Source organism: Streptomyces sp. 71268, assembly GCF_029392895.1.
Lineage (GTDB): Bacteria > Actinomycetota > Actinomycetes > Streptomycetales > Streptomycetaceae > Streptomyces.
Genome location: NZ_CP114200.1, coordinates 570,086 through 582,500, shown reverse-complemented (window position 1 = coordinate 582,500; position 12,415 = coordinate 570,086). Strand labels below are relative to the sequence as shown.

The 12,415-nt window shown below is 68.3% G+C and carries 11 protein-coding genes and 2 rRNA genes (1 of these 13 only partly in view); 12 read left to right on the top strand and 1 reads right to left on the bottom strand.

From position 1 onward, the window contains the following. From OYE22_RS02095 to OYE22_RS02040, 12 genes are all read left to right on the top strand, one after another. Positions 1-1,388 (top strand): 23S ribosomal RNA (locus OYE22_RS02095); it begins 1,736 nt to the left of the window's first position. 73 nt (positions 1,389-1,461) lie between these two features. Further along, positions 1,462-1,578, top strand: a 5S ribosomal RNA gene (gene rrf, locus OYE22_RS02090). Positions 1,579-1,823: 245 nt separating this feature from the next. Next, positions 1,824-2,432: a CDP-alcohol phosphatidyltransferase family protein gene (locus OYE22_RS02085; protein ID WP_277318787.1), complete on the top strand. Its 609-nt coding sequence runs from the start codon at positions 1,824-1,826 to the stop codon at positions 2,430-2,432. Between the two features lie 116 nt (positions 2,433-2,548). Continuing rightward, positions 2,549-5,044: a mannose-1-phosphate guanyltransferase gene (locus OYE22_RS02080; RefSeq protein WP_277318785.1), complete on the top strand. Its 2,496-nt coding sequence runs from the start codon at positions 2,549-2,551 to the stop codon at positions 5,042-5,044. A gap of 160 nt (positions 5,045-5,204) precedes the next feature. Beyond that, positions 5,205-6,134: a DUF881 domain-containing protein gene (locus OYE22_RS02075; protein WP_277318784.1), complete on the top strand. Its 930-nt coding sequence runs from the start codon at positions 5,205-5,207 to the stop codon at positions 6,132-6,134. Next, complete coding sequence (locus OYE22_RS02070; RefSeq protein ID WP_176165418.1) at positions 6,131-6,463, top strand: small basic family protein; 333 nt, start codon at positions 6,131-6,133, stop codon at positions 6,461-6,463. Before OYE22_RS02075 ends, OYE22_RS02070 begins: the two co-directional genes overlap by 4 nt. A gap of 5 nt (positions 6,464-6,468) precedes the next feature. Next, entirely contained in the window at positions 6,469-7,446 is a 978-nt protein-coding gene (locus OYE22_RS02065; RefSeq protein WP_277323944.1) for a DUF881 domain-containing protein, read from the top strand. Between the two features lie 424 nt (positions 7,447-7,870). After that, positions 7,871-8,407 carry an FHA domain-containing protein gene (locus tag OYE22_RS02060; protein ID WP_269475435.1) on the top strand — a complete coding sequence of 179 codons (537 nt, stop codon included), beginning with the start codon at positions 7,871-7,873 and terminating at the stop codon, positions 8,405-8,407. Between the two features lie 26 nt (positions 8,408-8,433). Then, complete coding sequence (locus tag OYE22_RS02055; protein WP_277318783.1) at positions 8,434-9,174, top strand: MerR family transcriptional regulator; 741 nt, start codon at positions 8,434-8,436, stop codon at positions 9,172-9,174. Between the two features lie 53 nt (positions 9,175-9,227). After that, positions 9,228-9,701 (top strand): bifunctional nuclease family protein, encoded by a 474-nt coding sequence (locus tag OYE22_RS02050; protein ID WP_014044725.1) that lies wholly within the window; start codon positions 9,228-9,230, stop codon positions 9,699-9,701. A 167-nt stretch (positions 9,702-9,868) separates the two neighbouring features. Continuing rightward, positions 9,869-10,483 (top strand): MerR family transcriptional regulator, encoded by a 615-nt coding sequence (locus tag OYE22_RS02045; protein ID WP_277318781.1) that lies wholly within the window; start codon positions 9,869-9,871, stop codon positions 10,481-10,483. A 35-nt stretch (positions 10,484-10,518) separates the two neighbouring features. Beyond that, positions 10,519-12,009 carry a DNA polymerase IV gene (locus tag OYE22_RS02040; protein WP_277318779.1) on the top strand — a complete coding sequence of 497 codons (1,491 nt, stop codon included), beginning with the start codon at positions 10,519-10,521 and terminating at the stop codon, positions 12,007-12,009. Here the strand turns inward: OYE22_RS02040 and OYE22_RS02035 are convergent. Next, on the bottom strand, positions 11,992-12,390 hold the full coding sequence (locus tag OYE22_RS02035) for a PRC-barrel domain-containing protein (protein ID WP_277318778.1): 399 nt from the start codon (positions 12,388-12,390) through the stop codon (positions 11,992-11,994). The two genes, OYE22_RS02040 and OYE22_RS02035, sit on opposite strands and share 18 nt — an antisense overlap. Positions 12,391-12,415: the final 25 nt, after the last annotated feature.

Sequence of the window (12,415 nt, the reverse complement as noted above, 5' to 3'; positions counted from 1 at the left end):
GACCTGATGCCGAGCCGATTGTGGTGAAGTGGATGATCCTATGCTGTCGAGAAAAGCCTCTAGCGAGTTTCATGGCGGCCCGTACCCTAAACCGACTCAGGTGGTCAGGTAGAGAATACCGAGGCGTTCGGGTGAACTATGGTTAAGGAACTCGGCAAAATGCCCCCGTAACTTCGGGAGAAGGGGGGCCATTTCCGGTGATGGGCTTTGCGCCTTGAGCTGGGGGTGGCCGCAGAGACCAGCGAGAAGCGACTGTTTACTAAAAACACAGGTCCGTGCGAAGCCGTAAGGCGATGTATACGGACTGACGCCTGCCCGGTGCTGGAACGTTAAGGGGACCGGTTAGCTGACTTTCGGGTTGGCGAAGCTGAGAACTTAAGCGCCAGTAAACGGCGGTGGTAACTATAACCATCCTAAGGTAGCGAAATTCCTTGTCGGGTAAGTTCCGACCTGCACGAATGGCGTAACGACTTCTCGACTGTCTCAACCATAGGCCCGGTGAAATTGCATTACGAGTAAAGATGCTCGTTTCGCGCAGCAGGACGGAAAGACCCCGGGACCTTTACTATAGCTTGATATTGGTGTTCGGTTCGGCTTGTGTAGGATAGGTGGGAGACTGTGAAGCATGCACGCCAGTGTGTGTGGAGTCGTTGTTGAAATACCACTCTGGTCGTGCTGGATGTCTAACCTGGGTCCGTGATCCGGATCAGGGACAGTGTCTGGTGGGTAGTTTAACTGGGGCGGTTGCCTCCTAAAGGGTAACGGAGGCGCCCAAAGGTTCCCTCAGCCTGGTTGGCAATCAGGTGTTGAGTGTAAGTGCACAAGGGAGCTTGACTGTGAGACTGACGGGTCGAGCAGGGACGAAAGTCGGGACTAGTGATCCGGCGGTGGCTTGTGGAAGCGCCGTCGCTCAACGGATAAAAGGTACCCCGGGGATAACAGGCTGATCTTCCCCAAGAGTCCATATCGACGGGATGGTTTGGCACCTCGATGTCGGCTCGTCGCATCCTGGGGCTGGAGTCGGTCCCAAGGGTTGGGCTGTTCGCCCATTAAAGCGGTACGCGAGCTGGGTTTAGAACGTCGTGAGACAGTTCGGTCCCTATCCGCTGTGCGCGTAGGAGTCTTGAGAAGGGCTGTCCCTAGTACGAGAGGACCGGGACGGACGAACCTCTGGTGTGCCAGTTGTTCTGCCAAGGGCATGGCTGGTTGGCTACGTTCGGGAGGGATAACCGCTGAAAGCATCTAAGCGGGAAGCCTGCTTCGAGATGAGGGCTCCCACCCACTTGATGGGGTAAGGCTCCCAGTAGACGACTGGGTTGATAGGCCAGATATGGAAGCCTCGTAAGGGGTGGAGTTGACTGGTACTAATAGGCCGAGGGCTTGTCCTCAGTTGCTCGCGTTCACTGTGTTGGTTCTGAAATAACGACCGTGTCATTGTCTGGTTGGTTTATTTCATAGTGTTTCGGTGGTTATTGCGTTAGGGAAACGCCCGGTTACATTCCGAACCCGGAAGCTAAGCCTTTCAGCGCCGATGGTACTGCAGGGGGGACCCTGTGGGAGAGTAGGACGCCGCCGAACTCCTTTTCTTGGAGAGCCTTGTTACGGATTTCGATCCGTGACAAGGCTCTTCTGCGTTTACGGGATCATTTCTCGTGCGCCCTCGCCCACGTCACCGGCGCGGCGCTGGCGCCTAAGGGAAACGCCCCAGGAGCAGAACGCCGGCCGGTGTGGGAAGGCGTCGCGCAGACCCCTGTGCGTGTGGTGTCCCCTGGGACGGGTAAAGTCGGGGGCATCATTGGCACGTATCCACAGGAGGCCCCCGGGTGGAGGTCCAGGAGACGCGCGTCCAAACCGACCGCGTGCTCACCATCCCGAACATCCTCAGCATGGCACGCCTCGTCGGCGTTCCGCTGTTCCTGTGGCTCATCCTGTTGCCCGAGTTCGGCGGCCCCAAGGCCGATGGCTGGGCGCTGCTGGTTCTCGCGTTCAGCGGCGTCAGTGACTACCTCGACGGCAAGCTCGCTCGCCGCTGGAACCAGATCAGCAGCCTCGGTAGGCTTCTCGACCCCGCCGCCGACCGGCTCTATATCCTCTCCACCCTCGTCGGCCTCACCTGGCGGGAAATCCTGCCGTTGTGGTTGACCGCCGTACTTCTGGCTCGTGAACTCGTGCTCCTGGTGATGGTCGGCATCCTGCGCCGGCACGGCTATCCGCCGCCCCAGGTGAACTTCCTCGGCAAGGCGGCCACCTTCAACCTCATGTACGCATTCCCGCTCCTCCTTCTGAGCGACGGGAGTGGCTGGCTGTCGACGTTCGCTGCTATTTTCGGATGGGCGTTCGCAGGTTGGGGTACGACCCTCTACTGGTGGGCAGGAGTCCTCTATGTGGTTCAGGTCCGCCGGCTTGTCAGGGCGGACGCCGCGGCCGGCTGAGCCCGCTGATGCGCCAGCCCCGTAGGGCCGAGTTGCCCTGATGTGAACTCCAGTGGCTCCATCTGGACGGGCGAGGTCGGCCTGACCGTCGTCTCTTCAAGGAGGACGCTTCCGACATGAAGGCCGTCGTAATGGCCGGTGGCGAGGGAACTCGCCTTCGACCCATGACTTCCAGCATGCCCAAGCCATTGCTGCCGGTGGCCAATCGGCCGATCATGGAGCATGTGCTGCGCTTGCTCAAGCGGCATGGTCTTAATGAGACCGTGGTGACCGTCCAGTTCCTCGCCTCGCTGGTGCGGAACTACTTCGGTGATGGCGAAGAACTCGGCATGGAACTCACCTATGCCAACGAGGAGAAGCCGCTCGGTACCGCGGGAAGCGTAAAGAACGCGGAAGAGGCGCTGAAGGACGATGCGTTTCTCGTCATCTCGGGTGACGCGCTCACCGATTTCGACCTGACCGAGCTGATCAACTTCCACAAGGAAAAGGGCGCACTCGTCACGGTCTGCCTCACGCGGGTCCCCAACCCGCTGGAGTTCGGCATCACCATCGTCGACGAGGACGGCCGAGTCGAACGGTTCCTGGAAAAGCCAACCTGGGGCCAGGTCTTTTCCGACACGGTGAACACCGGCATCTACGTCATGGAGCCCGAGGTCTTCGACTACGTCGAGGCCGACACCTCCGTCGACTGGTCCGGTGACGTCTTCCCGCAGCTCATGAAGGAAGGCAAGCCCATCTACGGCTATGTCGCCGAGGGCTACTGGGAGGACGTGGGCACCCACGAGAGCTATGTGAAGGCCCAGGCCGACGTCCTGGAAGGCAAGGTCGACGTCGATGTCGACGGCTTCGAGATCTCGCCGGGCGTCTGGGTCGCCGAAGGCGCCGACGTGCATCCCGACGCCGTCCTGCGCGGGCCCCTCTACATCGGCGACTACGCCAAGGTCGAGGCCGGCGCGGAGATCAGAGAACACACCGTCGTCGGGTCGAACGTCGTCGTCAAGAGTGGCGCCTTCCTGCACAAGACCGTCGTGCACGACAACGTGTACGTGGGACAGCAGTGCAATCTGCGGGGCTGCGTCATCGGCAAGAACACCGACATCATGCGGGCCGCCCGGATAGAGGACGGGGCGGTGATCGGTGACGAGTGCCTGATCGGTGAGGAATCGATTGTCCAGGGGAACGTGCGCGTTTACCCGTTCAAGACGATCGAGGCCGGCGCGTTCGTCAACACCTCGGTGATCTGGGAATCCCGCGGCCAGGCGCATCTGTTCGGCGCGCGCGGCGTCTCCGGAATTCTCAACGTGGAGATCACCCCGGAGCTGGCCGTACGGCTGGCGGGGGCGTACGCGACGACGCTCAAGAAGGGCTCGACCGTCACCACCGCGCGTGACCACTCCCGTGGTGCGCGGGCCCTCAAGCGGGCGGTCATCTCCGCGCTCCAGGCCAGCGCCATCGACGTACGCGACCTGGAGAACGTGCCGCTTCCCGTGGCTCGCCAGCAGACCGCGCGCGGCAGCGCCGGCGGGATCATGATCCGTACGACGCCGGGCGTGCCCGACTCGGTGGACATCATGTTCATCGACGAGCGGGGCGCGGACCTGTCGCAGGCCGCGCAGCGGAAGCTGGACCGGGTGTACGCCCGCCAGGAGTACCGTCGCGCCTTCCCCGGTGAGATCGGTGACCTGCGCTTCCCCGCCAGCGTCTTCGACTCGTACACCGGATCGCTGTTGCGCGCGGTGGACACCACCGGCGTGGCGGAGGCCGGCCTCAAGGTCGTGGTCGACGCCTCCAACGGCAGTGCCGGACTCGTGCTGCCCAGCCTCCTGGGCAAGCTCGGGGTGGACGCGCTCACCATCAACCCCGGCCTTGACGAATCGCGCCCCACCGAGACCGCCGACGCCCGGCGGGCAGGGCTGGTACGCCTCGGCGAGATCGTCGCCTCGGCGCGCGCGGCCTTCGGTGTGCGCTTCGACCCCGTCGGCGAGCGGCTCTCGCTGGTGGACGAGCGCGGCCGCATCATCGAGGACGATCGGGCGCTTCTGGTCATGCTCGACCTGGTGGCGGCCGAGCGGCGGAGCGGCCGGGTCGCGATGCCCGTGACCACGACCCGGATCGCGGAGCAGGTCGCCGCGTACCACGGCACGCAGGTGGACTGGACGACCACGTCGCCCGACGACCTCACCCGGGTGGGACGGGCGGAGACCACCATTTTCGGTGGTGACGGGCGCGGCGGGTACATCATCCCCGAGTTCAGCAGCGTCTTCGACGGGACAGCCGCGTTCGTGCGGCTCATCGGTCTGGTGGCGCGTACCCAGTTGACGCTGAGCCAGATCGACGCCCGCATCCCGCGGGCCCACGTGCTGCGGCGTGATCTGGCCACGCCGTGGGCGGTCAAGGGGCTGGTGATGCGTACGGTGGTGGAAGCCGCCGGGGACCGTTCGGTGGACACCACCGACGGCGTGCGGGTCGTGGAGGCCGACGGGCGCTGGGTCATGGTGCTGCCCGACCCGGCCGAGGCCGTCACGCACCTGTGGGCGGAGGGCCCGGACGACGCGTCCGCCGGGGCCCTGCTCGACGAGTGGGCGCACGTCGTGGACACCGCGGGTCGTTGACCCACGCGGGCCCGCCGGGTCCGGTACGTGGCGCTCACGCGGCGCCCGACCGGACCCGCGCGGGTCGCGTACGGCTTGGCCACGGCGGGCCGTTGGCACCCGCGCCCCTGTCCGGCACGCCGGTGGGGCCATTGGGTGGCGGCGCCCCCGACGTGCGACGATGTGCGGCATGCCGCAGCCGCCCCCCATTCGGAGCACCGCGTCCCAGCGCCCGCGTCCCGACGCCTCCATGTCGCTGCTGACCAACGTGATGGAACACAGCCTCGACGACGGGTACGCCGAGGCGGCGGCCCGGCGCGAGGCCGAGGGCAAGCAGGGGCTGCCGCGTACGGCGAGCGCCAAGGCGTGGCTGGCGGTCGGGTTGATCCTCACCACCGTCGTGGTGACCATCAGCGCGGCCGAGACGCGGATAGCCGCGCCCACCGTGGCCAAGGAGCGCCAGGAACTCATCGACCGGATCGAGTCGGAGACCTCGGCGGCCGACGCCCTGGAGGACGACGTCGACGCGCTGCGCGACGACGTCGGCGAGCGGCAGCGTGAGGCGCTGCGGGAACACGGCGGCGACAAGGGCGAACTGGTGGCCCTGCTCGCCGGCGCGACCGAGGTGCGGGGCCCCGCGTTCAAGCTGGTCATCGACGACGCGAAGGGCGCCGGCGGCGGAGGTGGCGGCCCGCGCGAGGGCAGCGGCTTCTCGGACACCGGGCGGGTGCGGGACCGGGACATGCAGCGCGTCATCAACGGGCTGTGGCAGTCCGGCGCGGAAGCCATAGCGGTCAACGGCCAGCGGCTGACGGCCCTTTCGGCGATCAGGGCCGCGGGGGACGCCATACTGGTGGACAACAGGCCACTCGTGCCGCCGTACACGGTGCTCGCGGTGGGCGACGGGGAGCGGCTGCGTACTGCCTTCGAGGACAGTGCGGACGGCCAGTACCTCAAGGTGCTGCAGGAGAACTACGACATTCGCGTGCGGACCTCCGTCCAGGACGAGGCGCGTCTTCCGGTCGCCCCGAGCCTGATCGTGCGCAGCGCGCAGCCACATGCCGGTGCCGCGAACACGAACGACACCGACACAGGAAAGGGCACATCTTGATCGCCGTACTGGGCCTCGTCGTGGGAGTCGTGGTCGGACTTGTGGTCCGCCCCGTGGTACCCAACGCGGTTGAGCCCTACCTGCCGATCGCCGTCGTCGCCGCGCTGGACGCGGTCTTCGGTGGCTTTCGCGCCATGCTCGACGGAATCTTCGACGACAAGGTCTTCGTAGTCTCGTTCCTGTCCAACGTCGTGGTGGCCGCCCTGATCGTCTTCCTGGGCGACAAGCTGGGCGTCGGCGCGCAGCTCTCCACCGGTGTCGTGGTGGTGCTCGGTATCCGCATCTTCTCCAACGCGGCCGCGATCCGGCGGCACATCTTCAGGGCGTGAGCGCGATGTCCAACGACGAGACCCCCGACCGGCCCGAGCCACCGCGCCCCGAGCCAGCGGACCAGGAGGCGGGGCAGCCGGCCGCCCCGAGGGACGAGGGGGCCGCCGAGCAGCCGTCGGAGAGGACGGACGGACGCTCGGGCGACGGCAAGGGGCACGGCTACCGCTTCGGCGGGCTGCGTCGCGAGCTGCCCGCCGAGCGCCCCGCACCCCGGGCCTCGGCGCACCGCCAGCCGCTTCCCGAACCTCCCGTACCCGATGGTTCGATGACGGGCCGTAAGCGGCTGCTGGCGAGTCTGTGGCCGCCCCGGGTGACCCGCCCCCAGCTCACCGTGGCCCTGCTGCTGTGCGTGCTGGGGCTCGGCCTGGCCATTCAGGTGCGCTCGACCAACGAGAGCAGTGTGCTGCGCGGGGCGCGCCAGGAGGACCTGGTGCGCATCCTGGATGAACTTGACGACCGCACCCAACGTCTTGAGGACGAGAAGCAGCGCCTCGTCGGCCAGCGCACCGAGCTGGAGAACAGCTCGGACCAGGCCGAGGAGGCGCGTAGGCAGACCAAGGCGAAGGAGCAGCAACTGGGCGTGCTCGCGGGTACGGTGGCCGCGCAGGGCCCCGGCATCACGCTGCGCATAGACGACACGCGCGGCGCGGTGGAGGCCGACATGCTGCTCGACGCGATCCAGGAGCTGCGCGCGGCCGGCGCGGAGGCCATCCAGATCAACGAGGTGCGGGTCGTGGCCAACACGTACTTCGCCGACGGGGGCAAGGGCATCGAGATCGACGGCCACGAGGTGAGCCAGCCCTACGAGTTCACGGTCATCGGCAAGCCCGAGGATCTTGAGCCCGCGCTCAACATTCCTGGTGGGGTGGTGCAGACTCTGGAGAAGGAGCGCGCGAACGTGTCAATCAAGCGGCACGAGAAGATCGTCGTGGACGCCTTGCGATCGGCGAAGCGGCCTGACTACGCTCGGTCGTCATCGTGAGGAGCGGGGGACGTATGGGGGCCCCGTGCCGCGGGTGGAAGCCAGCGGGGGGTCGGCGCACCAGATACGGGGCGCGTGAGGGAAACTGTCTGGTGGTCACGGACGTTGTGAGGGTGTCCGGGTCAGCCGGTGTGTGCATCGAGGGTTTGTCCTGCCCCACGGGCGGGTCTGTTTCAGTCAAGGGGAATCGCCCGTGAAGTTGTTTGCGAAGTTGTTCGGCAAGAGTGCACGCCCGGAGGGTGGCACCGCTCGCCATCGAGGGCGCGCTGCCGAAGGAAGCGGGGCTCAGGAGGAGCGCCCGCTGTTCCGGGACCAGGTCGGTGGCCAGCCCGGTGGCCACGGCGCGTCGTCTGTTGACCCTGCCGGAGCCGGACCCATAGGTTTCGGGGAACGATCAGCCTCAAGTACGGGTGGAGGGTCCGGGGTGCCTGTTTGCCCCAGGTGCGGGCACCAGGCCAGCGCCACGAGCAAGTTCTGCTCCAACTGCGGCACGCCGCTGCGGGCCGGAGCGACGCCCGAGCGTGCCTCGGAGACGACGTCCACCATCTCGATCTCGGGCCTTGAGGCGTACGACTCCGAGACGACCGGCCAGACGCCGCTGCCGTCGCTGACGCCGGAGGCCCAGGCCGCGGTGGACGCGCTGCCGGCGGGGTCGGCGCTGCTGGTCGTCCGGCGCGGCCCGAACTCGGGGAGCCGCTTCCTGCTGGACAGCGAGTTGACGACGGCCGGTCGTCACCCGAACAGCGACATCTTCCTCGACGACGTCACCGTCTCGCGCCGGCACGTGGAGTTCCGCCGTGGCCCTGACGGCGGCTTCTCGGTCGCCGACGTGGGCAGCCTGAACGGCACCTACGTCAACCGTGAGCGGATCGACGCCGTGCTGCTCAACAACGGCGACGAGGTGCAGATCGGTAAGTACCGGCTGGTCTTCTACGCCAGCCAGCGGGGATTCGGCATCTGAGCGACCAGGGGAGCCGAGGAAGGTTCATGCGTCACTCACCGTCGGGCGGTGCCGGACACGGCACCGCCCCCGCGGACGGCCGGCTGCTGAGCATCGGGGCCGTGCTGAACCTGCTTCGGGACGAGTTCCCCGAGGTCACGATCTCGAAGATCCGCTTTCTTGAGGCCGAGGGGCTGGTCGAGCCCCAGCGCACTCCCTCGGGCTACCGGAAGTTCTCCCGGGCGGACGTGGAGCGGCTCGGGTACGTGCTGCGCACGCAGCGCGACCACTACCTGCCGCTGAAGGTCATCCGGGAGCACCTGGACGCCCTGGAGCGCGGGGAGCAGGTGCCGCTACCCGCTCCCGCCCAGCCCCGCGACCTGCTCGACGGGGAGCCGCCGGCGGCGGAGGAGCCGACGGCGGCCAGGGTCGGCCGTGCGGAGCTGCTGGCCGCCGCCGAGGTGGGTGAGGCGGAACTGGCCGAGTGGGAGTCCTACGGGCTGCTCAGCGCCGCCTCGGACGGCGGATACGACGTCGGCGCGGTCGCCGTGGCCAAGCTCATCGCCGATCTCGGCAGGGCTGGTCTGGAACCGCGCCATCTTCGGGCCATCAAGGCCGCCGCCGATCGGGAGGCCGGCCTTGTCGAGCAGCTCGTCGCACCCCTGCGCAGGCATAGAAACCCGCAGACCAGAGCCCATGCGGAGGCCACCGCCCGGGAGCTGGCGGGGCTGTCCGTACGGCTGCACGCGGCGCTCGTGGAAGCCGCGCTGCGGGTCAGGTTGCACTGAGTGCCGCGGTGCCCGACTACCCAAACCGGTCGACCAGGTCCTAGGGTTGCTGTGTGAATGAGCTCGACGTCGTGGGTGTCCGGGTGGAAATGCCTTCCAACCAGCCGATCGTGCTTCTCCGTGAAGTGGGAGGCGACCGGTACCTGCCCATCTGGATTGGGCCGGGAGAGGCGACTGCCATCGCCTTCGCGCAGCAGGGCATGGCCCCCGCGCGACCGCTGACCCATGACCTTTTCAAGGACGTGCTGGAAGCGGTGGGTCAGGAACTCACCGAGGTCCGGATCACCGACCTGCGGGAGGGCGTCTTCTACGCGGAGCTGGTGTTCGCCAGCGGCGTGGAGGTCAGCGCCCGGCCGTCGGACGCCATAGCGCTGGCTCTGCGCACCGGAACGCCGATCTACGGCAGCGACGGTGTGTTGGACGACGCGGGCATCGCCATCCCGGACGAGCAGGAGGACGAGGTCGAGAAGTTCCGCGAGTTCCTCGACCAGATCTCTCCGGAAGACTTCGACACCAACAGCCAGTGAGCCGCTGACGCCGGCCGTGATGGACATCCGGCCAGCCGTTCCCGGCGGAGTGTCGTGGTAAACCACTCCCAGGGTGATTATCACTCGGCGTGCCGAGTGTGGCGATCGTTGACGCACCCCGAGTGACTGCCTACCGTCGAGAAGGCAGGTCAAGGACGGAGGTCGGCGTGAGAAGCACCGGCGAGGGCACGGCGGCAGGCGGTCCGTATCCGCTTCCCGGGGGCGGGGCCGGATCGGCGCCCGGACAGCCGGTCGCGACACGCGCCATGGCTCCCGAGGAGCCCGCGTCCGAGGACGTCGGCTACCGCGGGCCCACGGCGTGCGCGGCGGCGGGCATCACCTACCGGCAGCTCGACTACTGGGCGCGTACCGGACTCGTGGAGCCGAGCGTGCGGCCGGCTCACGGCTCCGGCAACCAGCGCCTGTACAGCTTCCGCGACGTGGTCGTCCTCAAGATCGTCAAGCGGCTCCTCGACACCGGCGTCTCGCTCCAGAACATCCGCACCGCGGTGCGGCACCTGGGGCTGCGCGGGGACGCCGACCTGGCGCAGATGACCCTGATGAGCGACGGGGCGACGGTGTACGAGTGCACGTCGCCGGACGAGGTCGTGAACCTGCTCCAGGGCGGCCAGGGCGTCTTCGGCATCGCCGTCGGCGTGGTGTGGCGGGACGTGGAGGCGGCGCTGTCCCAGTTGCACGGGGAGCGCGTGGACACCGGCGAGACGCTGGCCCGCCACCACCCCGGGGACGAGCTGGCCAGGCGGCGCAACCGCGCGGTCTGAGCCCGGTTGTCAGTGGCGTACGGCACTATCGTGGTGTGAGGGGTGCGCCAACAATCCTGCATCTGGACATGGATGCCTTCTACGCGGCGGCGGAGCAGGCATCCAAGCCCAGCTTGCGTGGGAAACCGGTGATCGTCGGGGGGCTTGGGCCGCGCGGCGTCGTGTCCACGGCCTCGTACGAGGCGCGGGTCTTCGGGGTGCACTCGGCCATGGCCATGGCGCAGGCCCGCCGGCTGTGCCCCAACGCCGCCTACCTCACGCCGCGCTTCTCGCTGTACCGGCAGGTCAGCGACGTGGTGATGGGACTGTTGGCGAGGCTGTCGCCGCTGGTGGAGCCGCTCAGCCTGGACGAGGCGTTCGTCGATCTCGAAGTCGGCGGCGTGGAGCCCCGATTGGAGGCGGCCCGCGCGGTGGGAGAGCGGCTGCGCCGCGACATCGCCGCCGCGACCGGGCTCTCCGGGTCGGTCGGGCTCGCCGGCTCCAAGATGCTCGCCAAGATCGCCTCCGAGCAGGCCAAGCCCGACGGCCTGGTGGTGATCGAGCCGGGCACCGAGATGGCGCTGCTCGGGCCGATGTCGGTGCGGGCCATCCCCGGAGTCGGTCCGGCGACGGCCGAGGCGCTGCGGCGCGCCGGCATCCACACCGTGGCGGAGTCGGCCGAGGCCGGGGAGGCCGAGTTGGTGCGGCTGCTCGGCAAGGCCCACGGCGCCTCGCTGTTCGCGCTGGCCAGTGGGCGGGACGAGCGCCCGGTGGTCGCCGACCGGGACACCAAGTCGGTCTCCGTGGAGGACACGTTCGACGAGGACCTCACCGACCGCTCGCGGGTGCAGTTCGAGGTGGCCCGGCTCGCGGACCGGTGCGTGGAGCGGCTGCGGGAGGCGGGCAGGTCGGGGCGCACGGTCGTGGTCAAGGTCCGGCGCTACGACTTCTCGACGCTCACCCGCTCCGAGACGCTACGCGGCCCCACGGACGACCCCTCGGTGGTGCGGGAGGCCGCGCGGCGGCTCATCGACGGCGTGGAGACGAGCGAGGGAGTGCGCCTCCTCGGCGTCGGCGTCACCGGTCTGGCCGACTACACGCAGGAGGACCTCTTCGCGCAGGCCGCCATGGAGCGTGAAGCGCTGGAAGGGGCCCAGCGGGCCCGGGACGAGGCTTCGGGCAGACCTGACCCCGGGCCGGCCCCGGGCCCGGAGAGCGCCCCGCAGGGCCCCATATTCGAGCCGTCGCCCGAGCTTCCCAGGCACTGGCTGCCGGGTCACGACGTCGTGCACGCGGAGTACGGCCCCGGCTGGGTGCAGGGCAGCGGCGTGGGGCGGGTGACCGTGCGGTTCGAGCAGCCCTGGTCGGCGCCGGGCCGTGTGCGGACGTTCGCCGTCGACGACCCGGCCCTCGCGCCTGCCGAGCCCCTGCCGTTGGTGCGCCCGGAGATACCGCCCGGGGCGCCGGCAGCCGACCTGCCGGCCGTGGACATCGGGGCCGGCGGCGGGGTGGCGGCCGGCGCCGGCGGGTCAGCCGTCGGAGGGTGAGCCGCCCGGACTCTCCTCGCCGGCGATGCGCCCGAAGCCGGTGTCCGGGGGAGGGGCGGGGCCGCGCCGCGAGGTGTCGAGCCCGTAGTGCCGGTAGAGCTGGACCTCCTGCTCGGGCGAGAGGTGCCGGCCGACGCCGAGGTCCGGGGCGCCCTTGATCAACGCCCGGTCGAACGGGATGCGCAGCGTCTCGTCGACCACCTCGCTCGGCTCCAGCGGGACGAAGACATCGCGCCCGAACAAGCCGGTGCGCACGGCTGCCCACTCGGGTTCGCCCGTCGCGTCATCGAGATAGACCTCGTCCACCGTGCCGATCTTCGTGCCGTGGCGGTCGAACGCCTTGCGGCCTATCAACTGCCGCGGGTCGGTGTCCGTGTGCACCGTCCATCACCTCCAACAAAGTCAT

Bases quoted from the DNA above. Each gene is read 5' to 3' on its own strand.
- OYE22_RS02080 (WP_277318785.1), top strand. From the start codon at position 2,549: ATGAAGGCCGTCGTAATGGCCGGTGGCGAGGGAACTCGCCTTCGACCC.
- OYE22_RS02075 (WP_277318784.1), top strand. From the start codon at position 5,205: ATGTGCGGCATGCCGCAGCCGCCCCCCATTCGGAGCACCGCGTCCCAG.
- OYE22_RS02065 (WP_277323944.1), top strand. From the start codon at position 6,469: ATGTCCAACGACGAGACCCCCGACCGGCCCGAGCCACCGCGCCCCGAG.
- OYE22_RS02055 (WP_277318783.1), top strand. From the start codon at position 8,434: ATGCGTCACTCACCGTCGGGCGGTGCCGGACACGGCACCGCCCCCGCG.